The organism is Flavobacterium sp. CR10, assembly GCF_055814415.1.
Map to the genome: position 1 here is coordinate 186,912 of NZ_CP185985.1, position 19,389 is coordinate 206,300.

Annotated in this window: 18 protein-coding genes and 1 tRNA gene; 11 read left to right on the forward strand and 8 right to left on the reverse strand. The window is 34.4% G+C overall.

Features of this window, described 5'->3' with window-relative positions; translation table 11 throughout:
• Position 1: 1 nt before the first annotated feature.
• Together ACNRYB_RS00895 and ACNRYB_RS00900 are read left to right on the forward strand one after the other, a co-directional pair.
• The gene (locus ACNRYB_RS00895) at positions 2-736 is read left to right on the forward strand and encodes a head GIN domain-containing protein (RefSeq protein ID WP_473728982.1); all 735 of its coding nucleotides are present in this window, start codon (positions 2-4) and stop codon (positions 734-736) included.
• A gap of 83 nt (positions 737-819) precedes the next feature.
• Positions 820-1,680 (forward strand): GIN domain-containing protein, encoded by an 861-nt coding sequence (locus tag ACNRYB_RS00900; protein WP_473728983.1) that lies wholly within the window; start codon positions 820-822, stop codon positions 1,678-1,680.
• Between the two features lie 90 nt (positions 1,681-1,770).
• On the opposite strand, the gene trxB is transcribed toward ACNRYB_RS00900, so the two are convergent.
• The gene (gene trxB / locus ACNRYB_RS00905; protein WP_129748915.1) at positions 1,771-2,718 is read right to left on the reverse strand and encodes a thioredoxin-disulfide reductase; all 948 of its coding nucleotides are present in this window, start codon (positions 2,716-2,718) and stop codon (positions 1,771-1,773) included.
• Positions 2,719-2,895: 177 nt separating this feature from the next.
• Between trxB and ACNRYB_RS00910 the strand changes: the two genes are divergently transcribed.
• Positions 2,896-2,970, forward strand: a tRNA-Pro gene (locus ACNRYB_RS00910).
• Positions 2,971-3,345: 375 nt separating this feature from the next.
• On the opposite strand, the gene ACNRYB_RS00915 is transcribed toward ACNRYB_RS00910, so the two are convergent.
• Positions 3,346-5,517 (reverse strand): hypothetical protein, encoded by a 2,172-nt coding sequence (locus ACNRYB_RS00915; RefSeq protein ID WP_473728984.1) that lies wholly within the window; start codon positions 5,515-5,517, stop codon positions 3,346-3,348.
• Positions 5,518-5,745: 228 nt separating this feature from the next.
• Here ACNRYB_RS00915 and ACNRYB_RS00920 point away from each other — a divergent pair, with 228 nt between their 5' ends.
• The 7 genes from ACNRYB_RS00920 to ACNRYB_RS00950 all read left to right on the forward strand — a co-directional run bounded on the left by ACNRYB_RS00920 (position 5,746) and on the right by ACNRYB_RS00950 (position 11,665).
• Complete coding sequence (locus ACNRYB_RS00920) at positions 5,746-6,150, forward strand: septal ring lytic transglycosylase RlpA family protein (protein ID WP_473728985.1); 405 nt, start codon at positions 5,746-5,748, stop codon at positions 6,148-6,150.
• Positions 6,151-6,372: 222 nt separating this feature from the next.
• Positions 6,373-7,140: a ParA family protein gene (locus tag ACNRYB_RS00925; protein WP_008464569.1), complete on the forward strand. Its 768-nt coding sequence runs from the start codon at positions 6,373-6,375 to the stop codon at positions 7,138-7,140.
• Positions 7,141-7,145: 5 nt separating this feature from the next.
• Complete coding sequence (locus ACNRYB_RS00930; protein ID WP_129748911.1) at positions 7,146-8,048, forward strand: ParB/RepB/Spo0J family partition protein; 903 nt, start codon at positions 7,146-7,148, stop codon at positions 8,046-8,048.
• Positions 8,048-8,608 carry a DUF5683 domain-containing protein gene (locus ACNRYB_RS00935; RefSeq protein ID WP_052017591.1) on the forward strand — a complete coding sequence of 187 codons (561 nt, stop codon included), beginning with the start codon at positions 8,048-8,050 and terminating at the stop codon, positions 8,606-8,608. The genes ACNRYB_RS00930 and ACNRYB_RS00935 overlap by 1 nt, the downstream gene beginning before the upstream one ends.
• 39 nt (positions 8,609-8,647) lie before the next feature.
• Entirely contained in the window at positions 8,648-9,349 is a 702-nt protein-coding gene (dapB, locus tag ACNRYB_RS00940) for a 4-hydroxy-tetrahydrodipicolinate reductase (protein WP_129748909.1), read from the forward strand.
• A 57-nt stretch (positions 9,350-9,406) separates the two neighbouring features.
• Positions 9,407-10,963, forward strand: a complete 1,557-nt coding sequence (lepB, locus tag ACNRYB_RS00945; RefSeq protein ID WP_473728986.1) for a signal peptidase I — start codon at positions 9,407-9,409, stop codon at positions 10,961-10,963.
• A gap of 87 nt (positions 10,964-11,050) precedes the next feature.
• Positions 11,051-11,665 (forward strand): WbqC family protein, encoded by a 615-nt coding sequence (locus ACNRYB_RS00950; protein ID WP_129748907.1) that lies wholly within the window; start codon positions 11,051-11,053, stop codon positions 11,663-11,665.
• Between the two features lie 70 nt (positions 11,666-11,735).
• Here ACNRYB_RS00950 and ACNRYB_RS00955 read toward each other — a convergent pair whose 3' ends face one another.
• From ACNRYB_RS00955 to ACNRYB_RS00980, 6 genes are all read right to left on the reverse strand, one after another.
• Complete coding sequence (locus ACNRYB_RS00955; RefSeq protein WP_165352495.1) at positions 11,736-12,782, reverse strand: endonuclease/exonuclease/phosphatase family protein; 1,047 nt, start codon at positions 12,780-12,782, stop codon at positions 11,736-11,738.
• A 17-nt stretch (positions 12,783-12,799) separates the two neighbouring features.
• Positions 12,800-13,663 (reverse strand): rhomboid family intramembrane serine protease, encoded by an 864-nt coding sequence (locus ACNRYB_RS00960; protein WP_129748906.1) that lies wholly within the window; start codon positions 13,661-13,663, stop codon positions 12,800-12,802.
• A 43-nt stretch (positions 13,664-13,706) separates the two neighbouring features.
• Positions 13,707-14,519, reverse strand: a complete 813-nt coding sequence (locus ACNRYB_RS00965; protein WP_165352494.1) for a rhomboid family intramembrane serine protease — start codon at positions 14,517-14,519, stop codon at positions 13,707-13,709.
• Positions 14,516-16,456 carry a DNA mismatch repair endonuclease MutL gene (gene mutL, locus ACNRYB_RS00970; protein WP_473728987.1) on the reverse strand — a complete coding sequence of 647 codons (1,941 nt, stop codon included), beginning with the start codon at positions 16,454-16,456 and terminating at the stop codon, positions 14,516-14,518. Before mutL ends, ACNRYB_RS00965 begins: the two co-directional genes overlap by 4 nt.
• 166 nt (positions 16,457-16,622) lie before the next feature.
• A complete protein-coding gene (gene ribH / locus ACNRYB_RS00975; RefSeq protein ID WP_129748903.1) occupies positions 16,623-17,195 on the reverse strand; it encodes a 6,7-dimethyl-8-ribityllumazine synthase in 573 nt (190 codons plus the stop codon).
• A gap of 81 nt (positions 17,196-17,276) precedes the next feature.
• Entirely contained in the window at positions 17,277-18,059 is a 783-nt protein-coding gene (locus tag ACNRYB_RS00980; protein ID WP_129748902.1) for a tetratricopeptide repeat protein, read from the reverse strand.
• A gap of 243 nt (positions 18,060-18,302) precedes the next feature.
• On the opposite strand from ACNRYB_RS00980, the gene recF reads away from it, so the two are divergent.
• The gene (gene recF / locus ACNRYB_RS00985; RefSeq protein ID WP_250348270.1) at positions 18,303-19,382 is read left to right on the forward strand and encodes a DNA replication/repair protein RecF; all 1,080 of its coding nucleotides are present in this window, start codon (positions 18,303-18,305) and stop codon (positions 19,380-19,382) included.
• Positions 19,383-19,389 lie beyond the last annotated feature (7 nt).

Consider the following 19,389-nt stretch of genomic DNA (forward strand, 5'->3'; position numbering starts at 1 on the left):
CATGATAAAAATAATCATTCATATTACGAAATTTATAATTGCAACTGTTACAGCTTTATTGTTTGCCTCATGTAATTTTAACATGAATGCAATTGAAGGAAGCGGAAATGTTACCACAGAAAAAAGAACTGTTCAAGGAGAATTTAAAAATATCTCTGTAAGCAATGCCATCGATGTGGTTGTTGTACAGTCTGATGCTACAGAAATTACGGTTGAAGCTGATGACAATCTTCAAAAAGAAATTGTTACCAAAGTAGAAAACGGAACACTTATCATCGAATGCAAATACAACTCTTTTCGAAATATTACATCAAAAAAAGTAACTGTAAAAATGCCTGTTATTCATAAGATAGAAGCTTCAAGCGCTTCAACTGTTGAAACTGACGGACTTGTTCAAGGTGAAGATATCACTTTAGAAGCTTCGAGCGCAGCATCAATGGATGTTAAAATCGAATCGGACAGAATCGCAGTAGATGCAGGAAGCGGAAGTTCTGTAGATATTGAAGGTAAAGCATTAAGTCTTACTACTTCGGTTTCTAGCGGAGGAAGTATTGATGCCGAAAAATTAATGGCAAATGATGTTCATGCAGATGCTTCTAGCGGTGGTACAGTTTCTGTTCGCCCAATTTTAAGTTTAAAAGCTGATGCTTCTAGCGGTGGAAATATTAACTACAGCGGCAATCCTAAAACGGTTGAAAAATCTTCAAGTTCTGGAGGAAGCGTAAACAAAAGCTAAAAAAGCAACTGTTAAATATAAACGAAATCATTCATCAAAAGTGGATGATTTTTTTATATTTGTCAAAATCAAATCTAGAATTAATGAAAAAAAGTACCGCCCTACTCCTATTATTATTTGTTACGACTCTGACTTTCTCTCAAAAAAGAGAAAAAATTAAAGGTTCTAAAATTGTAACGACCTCAATAAAAGAAGTTGGAAGTTTTGATGCCCTTGAAGTTGATGATAATCTGGAAGTTTATTTGGAACAAGGAGAGAAAAACGAAATTAAAATCGAAGCCGATGACAACCTACACGATATTGTAGGGATGGATTTAAGAGAAAAAACACTTCGCTTATACACCAATAAAGAATCTACTATTTTCAAGAAACTATCTGTTAAGGTTACTTATACTAAATCATTGAATAAGGTAATCACTAAAAATGAAGCTATTGTTTATGCTATTCAAGAACTGCAATTGGATGACATTACAATGAATTGCGTTGATTTTTCCAAATTGTATTTGAATGTAAACTCAAAAAAATTCACTTTAATTGCAGATGATAAATCCAGAACAGAATTAAACTTAAAAGCTGAAGACGGAAATTTACAATTGAGTAAAAACGCTGGAGTTAAAACATTGGTTTCTGCAATAAAATTCAAATGCGATTTGTATCAAAAAGCAAGCGCTGCAATTGAAGGTATTGCAGAAAAAGCAACTATCAGATTGGACAATAATTCTGTTTTTACAGGAACAAAATTTACTTTGAAAGATGCAAATGTTACAGCTGAAGGTTCGGCCGTTGCTACAATTTTAGCAGATACCACAATTGCAATAGCAGCGGGAGACAAATCTGAAATTTCATTATACGGCGATCCAAAAATAGAACTTACACGTTTTAGCGAAGAAGCAAAACTGATAAAAAAACCAGGCGCAGCAAAACCAAAAGCAACGACATTGTAAACTTTGAAAACTTTCTAGGGTTTAAGATATAATGAAAAAGTCCCAATCTTTATGATTGGGACTTTTATTTTATAGTCTGTAAACTAAAAATTACTCTTTAGAAGCCAAATATCTTTCAGCATCCAATGCAGCCATACATCCTGTACCTGCAGCAGTAATTGCCTGACGGTATACATGATCTGCAGCGTCTCCTGCTACGAATACACCCTCAACATTTGTTTTAGATGTACCTGGAGTATTTATAATATATCCAGTTTCGTCAAGAGTAATGTAATCTTTAAAAATATCTGTGTTTGGTTTGTGACCAATTGCCACGAAGAAACCAGTTGCAGGAATTTCGATTGTTTCGCCAGTTGTTTTGTTTAAAGCTTTAATGGCATGAACTACATTGTTATCTCCTAAAACTTCAACAGTATCGTGATTCATTAAAATCTCGATGTTTTCAGTTTTACGAACACGTTCTTCCATAATTTTAGAAGCTCTGAATTTATCGCTTCTCACTAACATCGTTACTTTTTTGCAAAGTTTAGATAAGTAATGCGCTTCTTCGCAAGCAGAATCTCCTGCTCCAACAATCACAACATCTTGGTTTCTGTAGAAGAATCCGTCGCAAACTGCACACGCAGAAACTCCACCACCCATATTTAAATAATGCTGTTCTGATGGCAATCCTAAATATTTAGCCGAAGCGCCTGTAGAAATAATTACAGTTTCACAGTGCAATTCGATTGTATCGTTAATCCAAACTTTATGAATATCTCCAGAAAAATCAACTTTTGTTGCCCAACCGTCACGAATATCAGCACCAAAACGTTTTGCTTGTTCCTGCAACTGAATCATCATTTCTGGTCCTGTAACTCCATCAACATAACCAGGAAAGTTTTCAACCTCGTTAGTTGTAGTCAATTGACCACCAGGCTGCATTCCTTGATATAACACTGGATTCATGTTAGCTCTGGCTGCATAAATTGCCGCAGTATAACCTGCAGGACCAGAACCTATAATAAGGCATTTAATTTTTTCGATTGTATTTGACATAGTAATAGTTTTTTTGAGTTGCAAATGTAAACTTTATTATAAAAAATAACCTCGAAAATAAATCTGAAATAGCTATCTTAAAATAAGTTTTATTTATTTTCCTTTTTTTCTTTTACAAATCAAATTTATTTATATCTTTGCATCCGCTTTCGGGCACTACAACAAAAATTACATCTTCGGGGTGTAGCGTAGCCCGGTTATCGCGCCTGCTTTGGGAGCAGGAGGCCGCAGGTTCGAATCCTGCCACCCCGACAAAAGTCTTTTCATTTTTTTTGAAAAGACTTTTTTTTTTGCACTAAACTCAAAATAAAAATATTGGCAAACGGTTATCGCGCCCCGATTGAGATCGGGAAAGCCGCAGGTTCTCCCGAAAGCTTTCGGGACTGCCACCACGACAAAAGCCGAACAGGAATGTTTTGCTTTTTTATTTTTCATATATTGTGTTCCAATGGTTGAAACCATTGGCTATATCCTCAAACAAAGCCGAAACGAAACAAATAGCCACGAATTCACGAATTTTCTTTTAAAATACTTTATCTAATTATTATTCGAATTAATTCGAATAAATAATCGCTAAGATTTGAAAAAAAATAATTCGTGAATTCGTGGCAAAAAAAATAGTTTTTATTATTTCTCCATACTTATATAAGAAGGATAAGATTCTTTATTAGGCAACGTAAACTCTTCATCAAAAGGTTGTGTGCCTTCACCATTATTATAAGATGTGACACGTTTTACACCAGTTGCTGTACTTCCGCCTGTACCATTTATAACGTTTTGAATATTTCCTGGACCTGCAAAACGAGTAATGCACATTTTCTCCAATTTTACATTTGGACTATTCGGAATTTCAAAACCGTTTTTCTTATTCACATTTCCGTCAGTTCCTGTAAAAACAGCATAAGATCCCATTCCTATTGTATGATGTTCTTTTACAGTATTCGCAACTTTAAATGCTGCATAGCCATCAACTTTTCCACCTTGACTGCTCCAGCTTGCTTGGTTTGGCGCATCGTATGGAGGTTCGTTCTGAAAGAAAAATGTTCTGCCGCGTTCCCCAAGCCACAATACTTCATATTCCTGATAATGCTCAACAAATAACGCATAAAGCGTCACATCATTTCCCGCAACAATAAGTCCGTTTTTGCATCTGTCTCTTTTCCAACGCGCTTCGCCGCCTTTCTGCGAACCGTGATCTGCACGCCATAGCCAGAAATGATCTCCTACAACATTATTGCTATTTATCTGCATTGAAACCTGAATCTGAATATTTTTTGACTGAACTCCGCCAACTCTACAAGTAATATCACTCAATAAAATAGGATCTGCACTATGATCTGCATTTGCCCCTTCATTTCCAATCCTAACTTGATATGTGGTACTATTAAATGAATCCATTAAAAGTCCTGCAATAATAATTCCGTCTTTATCATCAGCATAAATACATCCCCAAGTGTTTTTTTCTGTCGGCTCTAGCGTTACAGAAGCAATACCAGCTCCCAAAAGTATAGCATCTTTTCGGTTCACCTGAATCGGAGCATTCAATGCATAATGTCCAGGAGTAAAAAATATATTTTTACCAGCTTTTAATGCAGCATTAATCTCCGCATCTGTATCTCCTTCTTTGGCAACGTACCAGCTCTCAATCAAATCTTGAACTTTACCTTCTCCCATATTTGCAGCCGACCAAGAAACTCCAACTCTATCTTTTTGCCATGCAGGAACAAAAACTTTATATTCTCCATCATCTCCAATAAAAAGAAAAGGTTTTTCTCTAATAATTGGCGTTTTCGAAATTGGAGAATTAGCTTCATTTTCCAGCGGCGGATTTACGCATCCCTGCCAAACCATATTATAAGAACCTCCCATCGCTCCAGAACCCGATGGAAAAACTGTATTTCTAGTATACCATTGCTGCTGCCCGCCCCAATTTGGTCTTGAAGTTGTATAATGGGCATCGGCAATAAAACCTCCGCTACCCCAAAAGTTTGTATCTCCAATATCAGAAATATATTTAGAAGTGCTTTCAATCAATAATCTTCGTGCACTTGTTGACTGAGAAACCGTCCACGAAAAATCACGCATCACTTCTACATTTTCCACAGAACGCCAAAACGTACAAGTCGCATTTGCTCCACCCGAAAGATGAGGTCTTGTAAAAATGGCTCCTAATTTTACATCTGAAGGCACTTTACCCAAACCTCCAATATGAGAATAAAACCCTAACTCTATAGAATTAGCCTCTGCAGATGACGCAGAACCCGTTCCTCCGACATCATAAGTCTGCCCATTCACATTTGGTTTGAAATAATAGGCTTGACGTTTTGTTGTCCACTCGCCATTTGCACCGCCTAAACCGATACTGCTAAATTGCGAATTAATTTCATTTCGCGCCGTCTCAGCCTTTTCATGTTTTCTGTCATAAAAATACATATTGTCTCCAAAAATCTGACTTTCAAGCGAAATGATAATCGTGATATCATTTCGAGTTACCTTATAATAGTTCTCGTATTTGTTGCTGTTGGGTTTATTATCGATAAATGTCAATTTAGAAGTTGATCCTACCGATACAAAATCAGATGCCAAACGACTGCCTCCTCTTGTAATGGTATAATTTCCAGAAGTCCCAAAAGCCGACCATGATAATGTGATACTATGTTTCTTTTTGTTGTAAACAATTTTACGTTCTATATTTTTATTTCCTTCTATTTTTTCGTTAGCCGAATAAGGCGAAACAAAACTGCATAAAAGCATCATAAACGTAAATACTGTCAATAATGAGATTACTTTTTTACTCATAAGAATGTTCATTTTGTGGTTTGATAGATTGTAATACCTGTAGTTTTAAGAAAGCCCAAAATAGCAATAATCTCGCACCTTTACGTCCGTTTCAGAGTTCAATTTTCTTATCAAAAACACTACAAAACCTCAAAATTTTGTCTTTTTCTAACATAAATAAAGCTTATCCAACTTATCTGTTTTTCTTTAATAGTCTTTTTTTGTCCGTAAATAGAAAGAGAACACAAAATGAAAAAGATCATACTATTTATTGCCTTATTTTTTTCTGCCATTGGAATCGCGCAACAAAAAAACATCACTCCTATTGATTCGTGCGCTCCAGTCAGAAAAATCGAATTGTACAAACAAAATGCCCACGCTTCTTATTATCATGATAAATTTAACGGAAGAAAAACAGCAAGCGGCAGAAGATTCAACAACAATGATTATACTGCTGCACACAAAAAATTTCCTTTTGGCACCATGTTAAAAGTAACTAATGAAGTAAATAATAAATTTGTTATCGTAGAAATTACAGATCGCGGACCTTTTGTAAAAGGAAGAGAAATTGATCTTAGCAAAAGAGCTTTTATGGATATTGCTACCAACAAAAAAAGTGGTTTGGTTTATGTCACTATCGAAATTTTAAAATAAGACCTATTTGTAAAAGAAAAAATTTTGGATTCTCGCCTTTTTACAGCAAAAAAATCGGCTAAATTGATTAAAATCTTGAAGATAATTTTATTCATAACTAAAATTATTTTGTGCCAAACACCCATGAATCCCCGATTAATCAAACTTTCACAAATGTTAACAAAATAGATTTTCAGAAACCATAAATAATTGTATTTTTACGGTTCAAAATTCAGAAAATAAATGGGCAAAATCATTGCTATTGCTAATCAAAAAGGAGGCGTTGGAAAGACTACTACATCAGTAAATCTTGCTGCCTCATTAGGTGTTTTAGAAAAAAAAGTATTGTTGATCGACGCTGATCCACAGGCCAATGCTACATCTGGCCTTGGAATTGACGTAGAAACAGTTGAAACTGGAACTTACCAAATACTTGAGCATACTGTAACACCAAAAGAAGCCGTTTTAAAATGTACAGCTCCAAACGTGGATGTGATACCTGCTCACATTGACCTTGTTGCTATCGAAATTGAATTGGTTGACAAAGAAAACCGTGAATACATGCTTAAAAAAGCATTAGAAGAAGCAAAAGAAGAATATGATTACATCATTATCGACTGCGCACCTTCTCTAGGTTTGTTAACCCTGAATGCTTTAACAGCTGCAGATTCTGTAGTTATTCCTATTCAGTGTGAATATTTTGCACTTGAAGGATTAGGAAAACTATTGAACACTATTAAGAGTATTCAAAAAATACACAACCCAGATCTTGACATTGAAGGATTATTGCTTACAATGTACGATTCAAGATTACGTTTATCTAATCAGGTTGTAGAAGAAGTTCAAAAACACTTTAACGATATGGTTTTTGATACTGTAATTCAGCGAAATGTAAAATTAAGTGAGGCTCCGAGTTTTGGAGAAAGCATCATCAACTATGATGCTACAAGTAAAGGTGCCGTAAACTATATTCATTTAGCACAAGAAATTATAAAGAAAAACAGTAAATAGTTTTTATGACAAAAGTAATTAAAAAACAAGCCTTAGGAAGAGGATTATCTGCCTTATTAAAAGATCCGGAAAACGACATTAAATCAGTAGAAGATAAAAATGCTGACAAAGTTGTTGGAAATATTATTGAGCTTGAAATAAGTGCGATTGAAATAAATCCGTTTCAGCCTAGAAGCAATTTTAATGAAGAATCATTACGCGAATTAGCCACTTCTATTAAAGAACTTGGCGTAATTCAACCTATTACTGTTCGTAAATTAGATTTTAATAAATACCAGTTAATCTCTGGAGAGCGTCGTCTTCGCGCATCTAAGTTAGTAGGATTGACTCATGTTCCTGCATATATTCGTATTGCAAACGACAACGAATCGCTGGTTATGGCTTTGGTTGAGAACATCCAGCGTCACGACTTAGACCCAATTGAGATTGCTTTATCATACCAGCGTTTAATCGACGAAATTCAATTAACTCAAGAACAAATGAGTGAAAGAGTCGGAAAAAAACGTTCTACAATTGCTAACTATTTACGTCTTTTAAAATTAGATCCGATTATCCAAACTGGTATTCGTGATGGTTTTATCAGCATGGGACATGGTAGAGCAATTATCAACATTGAAGATTTAGACGTTCAGACTGATATTTATCAAAAAATCGTTAGTCAAAATCTATCTGTTCGTGAAACAGAAGCTTTAGTTAAAAATTATCATGAAGGCCAACAGCCAAAAGCTGATTCAAAACCTAAAGCTGATGCTGGATTTGTAGTTAGAGAAACACAAAAGAACACTTTCAACGATTATTTTGGCTCAAAAGTTGACATAAAAGTCGCTGGTAACGGAAAAGGAAAAATTACAATTCCATTTAATTCTGAAGCTGACTTTAACAGAATTATAAAATTAATAAACGGATAGTGAATAAAATTGTCCCCATTGGTCTATTGTTCTTTCTAACAGGAACCGTTTCTCTTTTTGCCCAGGTAAAAAAAGACACGGTTTTGGTCGTAAAAGACACCACTGCATTACAAGAAATAGATCCGCTTACACCAGCAAAAGCAGCTTTTTACTCTGCTATTTTACCCGGTTTAGGCCAAGCATACAATAAAAAATATTGGAAAATTCCATTGGTCTACGGAGCAATCGGAACCAGTTTATATTTTTATATAGACAACAATAAAAAATACCATGATTATCGTGACGCCTACAAACGAAGATTAGAAGGCTACAATGATGATAAATATCAATTTTTGGATGACAGCCGTCTAGTTGATGGACAAAAATTCTATCAAAGAAATAGAGATCTCTCTGCTTTGTTTGTTGTCGGATTCTATGTTTTAAATATTATCGATGCCAATGTTGATGCCGCGTTGATACAGTTTAACGTGAACGAAAGGCTTTCAATGCGTCCAGAAATTTATCCCGACGATGTAACATTTAAACCAAATGTCGGACTAACCTTTAATTATAAGTTTTAATAGAGCACATTTATTAAAAAAAATCAAAAACAAATCATAATGAAAATTGCGCTTTTAGGATACGGAAAAATGGGTAAAGTAATTGAAAGAATTGCTTTAGAAAGAGGTCATGAAATAGTTTTAAAGAAAGACGAATTTAACACCTATGACGGACTTTCAACAGCCGATGTTGCCATCGATTTCAGCGTTCCATCAGCAGCGGTTAGCAATATCTCAGCATCTTTTAATGCTAATGTGCCTGTAGTATCAGGAACAACAGGATGGCTAGAACATTATGATGAAATGATTGCACTTTGCAACGAGAAAAAAGGAGGATTTATTTCTAGTTCAAATTTCAGTTTGGGAGTAAATATTTTCTTTGGACTAAACGAGTATTTAGCTAAAATTATGAATCAATTTGATTCTTATAAAGTTTCGATGGAAGAAATTCACCACATCCACAAACTTGATGCACCAAGCGGAACTGCTATTTCTTTAGCTCAAGGCGTTATTGAGAATAGCAATTATGCGGAATGGACTTTGGAAGAAGCTAAAAACAATCAAATTCATATCGAAGCAAAAAGAATTGGAGAAGTACCTGGAACACATACAGTAACGTACGATTCGCCAATTGACAGCATCGAAATCAAACATACCGCTCACAACCGTGAAGGTTTTGCCCTTGGCGCTGTTATTGCAGCAGAATGGCTAGCAGGAAAACAGGGTATTTACTCTATGAAAGATGTACTAAACTTACAATAAATTGACCAAAATTCAAGGCATCAAAAAACTTGAATTTGAAACTTAAAATACAATATTATGACATTTTACTCTTGGTTCGTATTTTTCCTAGGTGTTCAAATTATTCACTTTCTTGGAACATGGAAATTATATCAGGCGGCAGGAAGAAAAAGCTGGGAAGCTGCAATTCCGGTATACAATTCTATCGTTTTAATGAAGATTATCGGACGCCCAACATGGTGGACATTATTACTTTTCATCCCAATCATCAACTTGATTATGTTTCCAGTTGTGTGGGTAGAAACATTAAGAACATTTGATAAAAAATCAACTTTAGATACTATTTTAGGCCTTGTTACTTTAGGTTTTTATATCTATGTAGTCAATTATACTCAAAAATTAGAGTATCATAAAGACCGTAAATTAACTCCAGAAAATAAAGCTGCAGACACTGTTAGTTCTTTATTATTTGCCATTATAGTAGCTACATTAGTACACACCTATATTGTACAGCCTTACACCATTCCGACATCATCTTTAGAAAAATCTTTATTGATTGGCGATTTCTTATTTGTAAGCAAATTAAACTATGGTCCTAGAGTTCCAATGACAACTGTTGCATTGCCAATGGTTCACGACTCTATTCCTATGACAAAAAGCAAATCATATTTAAGCTGGCCACAATTACCATATTTAAGACTACCAGCTATCCAGAAAATAAACCGATGCGATATTGTCGTCTTTAACTGGCCTGTCGATACGGTTCATTATTTCTTTGAACCAAAAGGAAGACCTGGCGTAATTAAGCCTATTGACAAAAAATCAAATTACGTAAAAAGATGTGTTGGTATTCCTGGAGACAGTTTATCAATAAAAGATGGCTATGTTTTTATTAATGGGAAAAAATTAGTTTTACCAGAAAGAGCTAAACCACAATACTCATACGCTGTAGCATTAGACGGGAAAACACCAATTGACTTTGAAACAATTTTCAAAGAATTAGACATTACAGATCCTGCAGGCTTTAGAACAGAAAAAAGAGATACACTTTATTTAGGAGCCTTAACAGAAGCTGGAGCAGAAAGATTTAAAAACACTCCTGGCGTTACTGCTGTTATCCGAAAAGTTGATCATGGAGACAACAACGATATTTTCCCTCATATAAACAAATGGAACCAAGACAATATGGGGCCAATTTATATTCCTGAGGCAGGAAAAACAGTTGCTTTAACCAACGAATCTCTTCCTTTCTATAAAGAGATTATCACTAATTATGAAGGCAACACATTAGAACTTCAAGGGTCAAAATTCTTAATTAACGGAAAACCTGCAACGACGTACACTTTCAAACAGAACTACTACTGGATGATGGGAGACAACCGTCATAACTCAGAAGATAGCCGTTATTGGGGATACGTTCCAGAAAATCATATCGTAGGAAAACCAGTATTCATTTGGATGAGCTGGGATACGAACGGAAAAGGCATCAATAAAATTCGTTGGAACAGAGTATTTACAACTGTAGACGGCGAAGGCCAGCCTCATTCTTACTTTAAATATTTCTTAATACTTCTTGCAATCTACTTCGTTGGAGATTTTATCTGGAAAAAAAGAAGAGAGAATAAACATAATTAAAAAATAAGTTATTTTTGTGTCAGGTTTCAAGTTTTGCGTTTTTAACGTCAGCTTGAAACCTGAAACGTTTAAACAAGAATTAAAACCATGAATTCCTTAATACTTCCAACTTATTTCCCATCTATCAGTCATTTTGCCGTAATAGCACAATCAGACAGCATTACTTTTGAAATGGAAGATAATTTTCAGAAACAGACCAATAGAAACAGGACATATATCTATAGCCCAAATGGAATTCAATTATTAAACATTCCTGTTAAGCACTCTAAAGCAACACATCAGAAGACAAAAGATATTTTGATCGAAAACGAATTTGATTGGCAGAAACAGCATTTTAAATCGCTTGAAGCCGCATATAGAAGCTCTCCTTTCTTCGAATATTTCGAAGATGATATCACACCTATTTTCGAGAAAAAACACCAATTTTTGATGGATTTAAACTTCGAAGTATTAGACGTTGTGACAAAATGCCTTCGAATGAAACTGGAATTCGGAAAAACTACAGAATACTTTCATGAAGTTGCTGATTTTGCCGATTTCAGATATCTAGCAAATGGTAAAAAGGATGCTAATTCTTTTGAAAAATACACTCAGGTGTTTGATGACAAACATGGTTTTATCAACAATTTAAGTGTTCTGGATTTGCTTTTTAACGAAGGTAAATTTGCAATGGATTATTTGAAAACCCAAAAGATCATATAAATTATGAATTATAAGTTATGAGTTATGAATTTTCATACCACCATAACTTTTGACTTTCGACTAAAAAAAATCATTCCACAGAAAGTCTTGTCATAATCGGATAATGGTCTGAATTTTCGAAGTCAGAGAAGCTTTCAAATTGTTTTACTTTCATTTTACTATCTGTAAAAATATAGTCAATTCTAGCAGGATAGTATTTGAATTTATAAGTAGCACCAAAACCTTCTCCAGCTTCTTCAAAAGCATCTTTAAGTTTTCCTTTTATATTTCGGTACACATAAGAAAACGGACTATTATTCATATCTCCGCAGATAATAATTGGGTAATTGCATTTTTTAATATGCTCTTTAAAAATTTCCGCCTGCTCTTGCTGTTGCGTAAATCCTTTACTGATTCTAGCATAAATGCGTTGTGATTTCTTCTGATTTACATTATCAATGTCATCTGAAATCTCACTTACATCTGGAGATATTTTAATTGATTGCAAATGCATATTGTATACGCGAATAATATCTTTTCCGCGCTTAATATCAGCATAAACTACATTATTATCTGACTTTGGAAAAATGATATTCCCTTCGTCAATAATTGGAAACTTAGAAAAAATAGCCTGCCCAGTCTTAATTTTTTTGCCATCAATAAAAATATAGCGGTGCGGATAAACCTTTAAATCCAAATGTGCTGAATTTGAATATTCCTGAATGCATAAAATATCAGGATCTTTTTCGTCAATAAAACCTTTAATATTTGACGGAATATCATCACGATCCAGCCATTTAAAAACATTAAAAAGACGCACATTATAACTCATTACAGAAAAATCCTTTTCATCTTTCACATACTCTTTTCCAGAAAACTTATAAAATTTACTGATGAATGTAATTCCGGTCAGCAAAACCAAACCAGACAAAATAAGCCGTTTTTTAAATTGAATTCCCCAATAGATAAAGAATAATCCATTGGCTACAAAAAAAGCAGGCATAAACAAGGTAAGCACCGATAAAAGCGGAAAACTTTTAGGTGCTAAAAAGGGTAAAACATAGATGCTAAATGTAAGTACAGTCAGCACTATGTTCAAAAAGAACATTATTTTATTAAACCAAGAAAGGTTTTTCATATTTTTCTCCTACAAGTTTATTTTCCAGCTTTAAATAAAAACTCTTTTTCTTCTTTTGTCAGACAATCATAACCTGACTGGCTAATTTTGTCTAAAATTTCATCAATCTGCTGTTGCGTCTTGTCTTTCGTAACAATTCTTGATGTAGTTTTTTCTGTAGGTTTTTTGTAATTTTTATGAACTTTTGTAAATGGGGTCGTAGGAGATTTTCTAAAAAGATTTACAAAGAAATCTAACGTTTTAGAAACAATAATACTCAAATCGGTACCGTTCTGAAGCAGTTTAATATAAGCAAATCCGAAGAAAGCACCAGCAAGATGCGAAATGTGTCCGCCCATATTTCCTAAACGGAACTGCATTAAATCTAAAATTAGAATAACTGCTGTTATATGCCAGAGTTTCACGTTTCCAAATAGAAACAAACGAACATTCATTAAAGGAGAATAGGTTGTTGCCGCCACTAAAATAGCCATAATAGCCGCTGAAGCACCAACAATGGAACCGCTGATGTTAGAAAAATAAAAACTCAATGCAAAAGCTACTCCTGCAAAAAGAGCGCTTAAAAGATACAATCCTAAATATTGCTTTTGAGTAAAATAAGTCAAAAACAAAGTGCTCGCAAAATTAAGCACCATCATATTGAATAACAGATGGAAAAATCCATCATGAAAAAAAGCATACGTTAAAAAAGTCCACGGCTTAAACATAAAAACCTGAGGATCTGACGACAAAGCCAACCAACTTGGAAAAGCAAACTGACCTATTGAAAATTGATAGAAGAAAATAAGTGATACAATAAAACATGCTATATTCCAATACATAACGCGCATAGCAATACCACCCAATCTATATTGTAATTTTAAATCGTCTAGAATATTCATAAAACCCTTTTTGTTTTTAGAATTTGTACTTTAAAGTTAAAAATTAATTCCAACGGTTGTTATTAAACTGATTTTTTTTCCAGTATAACATCATTAAAAAACCAGCAATTGCTCCACCAATATGTGCAAAATGTGCAATTCCAGTTCCGCCACTTCCAAATAAAGAACTTCCTTTAAAACCTAAAAATAAGTCAATTGCTAAAATTCCAGGCACAAAATATTTTGCTTTGATTGGAACAGGAATAAAGATCAAGGCAAGCTGAGCATTTGGAAACATAAATGCAAAAGCAGTAAGCAAACCATAAATTGCTCCAGAAGCACCTAAAACTGGCGATTGAACTATACCGCTAGCTTGTGCCAAAGCATTAAATTGTTCTTGCGTGCAATGTGCTTTATTCAAAATTGTAGCGATTTCTCCTTGCACCATTCGGCCACTGGCATCGAACAAAGAAGAATAATTTGCATTTAAAATCAAGTGTAATTCTGATTTAGATAAATTCAATTCAGAAACCGAACTTAAAAGAGATTGTAGCTGAAGGTAGTTTACTCCAGTATGAAGCAATGCCGCACCTAATCCGCAAGAAATGTAGAAAAACAAAAACTTTTTTCCACCCCAAAAATGTTCCAATGCAGATCCAAAGCTGTATAAGGCAAACATATTAAATAAAATATGCGCAAAATTTGGCCAAGGCGCATGCATAAACATATGAGTAATAATTTGCCAAGCTCTGAAACTTTCACTTTCTGGATAGAACAATGACAAATACTCGTAAGAAACTGGCACTAATTGAGCACCAATAAAGAATATTATATTAATAATTAGCAGTTGTTTAACTACTGGCGTGATATTCATCATAAAGCAAACTTTTTATCTATATCTTCAACACGCATGGTGATGAAGGTAGGTTTTTGAAAAGGTGAAATATTTGGATCTTTACAAGCAAACAAACCGTTTACCAAATTATCTTGTTCTTTTTCGGTTAAATAAGATCCTGTTTTAACCGCTAAACTTTTAGCCATCGACTTGGCAATTGTATCATTCTGACTGTAGCTGTTTGCTGGAATTCCATCCTGCAAATCGCTTAATAATTGTTCAATTACCTGCGAAACTTCACTTTCTGTAATATTTACAGGAATTCCAGAAATTACAACGTGATCTGTTTTACTTTCGTCAAAAACAAATCCGGTGGTTTCTAAAGAAGGTTTTAATTCCTCAATCAATTTCATTTCTGAAGCCGAATAAAACAAATCTAAAGGAAAAAGCAACTGCTGACTAGAAGCCTGATTAACAGTCATATTCAACAAAAATTGTTCGTACAAAATTCGCTGATGCGCGCGTTGCTGATCAACAATAATCATTCCTGATTTTATTGGCGATACAATATATTTTTTATGTATTTGATACGTTTTATGTGTTGCTTGTTCGACATCTTCATCATCAAACAAAGAAGAGGTTACTTCTTCATTTTCGAATGTAAAAGGTGAACTTTCTATACTTTCAGGATTCTCTACATCCAAACCAACATACAAACTTTCCCAGCTCGCAGTTGGCTCTACTCTTTTAGAATATCCTGAATACGAAGATCCAGACGATGATGATCCTGATGAAGACGAAAAAGAAGAACCCGAACTATATCCAGAAGATCCCGAAGCGGCTTTACTATAATGCTGATTGGTTTTGTCATCTGTAAAAGGATTAAAAGTTCCATCAACCTGAATAGTTGGAATTCCAACTTCTACATCTTTATAATGATATGGCGTATCTAAATTAGCATCTCGATCAAAATCTAAAACTGGAGCAACATTAAATTGCCCTAAACTATGCTTAATAGATGCTCTTAAAATAGCATACAATGCCTGTTCGTCATCAAACTTAATTTCTGTTTTGGTTGGATGAATATTGATATCAATTGTATTTGGCGGAACCTGCAGATACAAGAAATAACTTGGCTGAGAACCATCTTTCAGCAATCCGTCGTATGCAGACATAACTGCATGATGCAAGAAACTGCTTTTTATAAATCGATCGTTTACAAAAAAGAACTGTTCTCCTCTATTTTTCTTAGCAAATTCAGGTTTGCATACAAAACCCTGAACGTTGATAATTTCTGTGTCTTCGTTTACCGGAACTAATTTTTCATTTGTTTTTCCAGACATGATACCCACAATTCTCTGACGGTATCCTGCTGCAGGAAGATTGTACATTTCGCTGCCGTTATGATAAAAGCTAAAATGAATATTTGGATGCGCTAATGCCACACGCTGAAACTCATCCATAACGTGACGAAATTCAACTGTATCTGACTTTAAGAAATTACGGCGAGCAGGAATATTAAAAAACAAGTTTTTAACCGCAAACGAAGTTCCCTTTGGCAAAACGGCTACTTCCTGTGAGATAAATTTACTTCCTTCAATTACGATATGCGTTCCAAGCTCGTCCTGATCTTGTTTCGTTTTCATTTCCATGTGAGCAATCGCCGCAATAGAAGCCAACGCTTCTCCACGGAAACCTTTTGTTCCTAGCGAAAACAAATCTTCTGCCTGACGGATTTTGGATGTTGCATGACGGGCAAAACACAAGCGTGCATCGGTAACCGTCATTCCGACTCCGTTATCAATAACTTGCACCAGCGATTTACCGGCATCTTTTATAATTAATTTAATATCGGTTGCTTTGGCATCAACAGCATTTTCTAACAATTCTTTTACGACTGAAGCTGGTCTTTGAACCACCTCTCCAGCAGCAATTTGGTTAGCAACGTGATCAGGAAGCAATTGAATAATACTCGACATTAAGCAAAAATAGGTTTAAAAGTTAGATTAGGTTTTTGCAAACCAAGAAGTACAAATTTAATGAATTTTGGTTGGCTTTTAGAATAAGAATAATCATAAAAAAAACAAAAAAACCTATACCGTTATTACACAGTATAGGTTTTAATGTTTTTAAAACAAATGTGCTTTATTCGTTTTCTATTTTTTTCGGAGAATCTTCTATTTGAAGCGCTCCAGAAGTCAATAATGGCTGATTGAAAACATGTGCGATTGAAGCTTGCTGACGAATATAAGCCATTTTTATTGCCGCAATTGCAGCTTCGGTTCCTTTGTTTCCGTGAGCTCCTCCACTTCTATCGATAGATTGCTGCATATTATTATCTGTCAAAACACAGAAAATAACTGGAATATCAGTCTGAACATTCAAGTCTTTAATTCCTTGCGTAACACCTTCACAAACAAAATCAAAGTGTTTCGTTTCTCCTTGAATTACACAACCAATTACGATAACCGCATCAACATTTTGAGTCTGAAGCATTTTTTTTGCTCCGTAAATCAGCTCAAAACTTCCTGGAACATTCCAACGGATAATTTGCTGAGCAGGAACATCGCAATCAACCAAAGCGTCAAAAGCACCATTATAAAGTCCTTCTGTTATAGTATCATTCCATTCAGAAACAACAATCCCAAACCGAAAGTCTTTCGCGTTTGGGATTGCGTTTTTATCGTATTCTGATAGATTTTTATTTTGAGTAGCCATCTTATATATTTTAGATTTTTTATTTTAGAATTTAGATTCTTAATTACAAATCTACAATCTAAAATCTAAAGTCTAAAATTTTTATTGCGCTAATCCGATCAAAGCATCAACAGATGCTGCTTCTGGAGTACTGTCATAATTATCTTTAATGTCATTGAAATATTTCAATGCATCCTCTTTTTGTCCTAAAGCTAAAGCCGTTTTACCAGCTTTCAACAAGAAACGAGGCGTTGTAAAATCATTTTTGTTAGACTCAGCAGCTTTTACATAAAAATCTAAAGCTTCTTTTTGCTGATTTTTTTGAGAATAAGCATCACCTGTAGCACCTTTTGCCAAAGCACTTAAGATTGCATCTTCCGATTTAAATTCACCTAAATATTTAATTGCCTCATCAAATTTACCAGTGTTTAGGTAAGCGATACCTGCATAGTAGTTTGCTAAGTTTCCAGCATCTGTTCCAGAATATTCGTCAGCGATTTTAATAAATCCGAATTTACCTTCTGAACCGTTTAATGATAATTTGAATAATGAATCGCTAGAAACTCCATTTACCGCTTTTTCAAAGTTTTGCTGAGCAACAAACATTTCACTTGCAGCTTCTTCTTGCTTAGGAGTTGCAATAAATTTTTGATAAGCCAAATATCCAATTGTAGCAACTGCAATACCAGCAACTAAACCAATAATGATTTTTTGATTTTTAGCCACCCAATCCTCAGTTTTTGAAGCAGTTTCATCTAATTTTGAGAAAACTCCAGCTGTAGTACTGTCTTTTTCGTCAATAATTACTTGTTGCTCTTCTGTAACCACCTCTTTTACTTCCTTTTCTTTTGGTGTCTTATATCCTCTTTTATTGTAAGTTGCCATTTAAAATTTATTTAGTGAACGGCAAAAATAAAATTTTTCTTGAAACTGAGGTAAAAAATTTCAATTTTATCACTATTTTAAAAAAAATATTTTCCGTATTCGCTCATCCTTTCGCGCAAGCGGTAAAATAAATATGCCCAAGAAAGCGCCAAAGCCAATTATATCGATAATTTTCGGTAATTTGCAGCCTCAAATTTTTACTGTTCAAAAAGGGTAAATTTTATACGTGGAAGTCCCGAAAAAATGCATTTAAACAAAATCTCATTATTCAATTATAAAAACTTTTCAGAAGCAAGTTTTGATTTTGACATCAAAATCAACTGTTTTGTGGGAAAAAATGGCATTGGAAAAACCAATGTGCTCGACGCTATTTATCATTTAGCTTATGGGAAAAGCTATTTTAATCCACTTGCTGTTCAAAATATCAAACACGGCGAAGAATTTTTTGTTATTGATGCCGAACTGGAAAAGAACGAAAGAACCGAACAGATTGTTTGCAGTTTAAAAAAAGGACAGAAAAAGGTTTTAAAACGAAATGGAAAACCTTACGATAAATTTTCAGATCATATCGGGTTTATTCCGCTAGTAATTATTTCGCCAGCAGATCGTGATTTAATTATTGAAGGAAGCGAAACGCGCCGCAAATTTATGGACAGTGTGATTTCGCAGTTGGATGCCACATATCTCCACGAATTAATACAATATCAAAAAGTAATTACACAGCGAAATGCTCTTTTAAAATATTTCGCTCTGAATCATGTTTTTGACAACGACACCTTATCTATATATAACGAGCAATTGCGAGGTTACGGAAAATCGATTTTTGAAAAACGAAAAGATTTTCTAGAGCAGTTTATACCTATATTTAATAAGCATCATCAAGTTATAACTGGATCTGAAGAAAGTGTGCAACTGGTTTATGAAAGCCATTTATTTGAAAAAGACCTTTTGATGCTTTTGCAAGAAAATATAAATAAAGACCGTGCGCTTCAATATACAAGTGTTGGAATTCATAAAGATGATTTGTCTTTTGAAATCGACTCACATCCGATAAAAAAATTCGGATCGCAAGGACAGCAGAAATCTTTCCTGATTGCACTGAAATTGGCTCAATTTGAATTTCTAAAAAAACAAAGCGGTGTAAAACCTATCCTTTTATTTGATGATATTTTTGACAAACTAGATGAAACGCGCGTTGCCAAAATCGTTGAAATGGTAAACAGCGAAACGTTTGGACAGCTTTTTATTTCGGACACACATCCCGAAAGAACAGAAGCGATTGTCAAATCGACGCATCAAACTTATAAAATATTTAATTTGTGATTTTTTC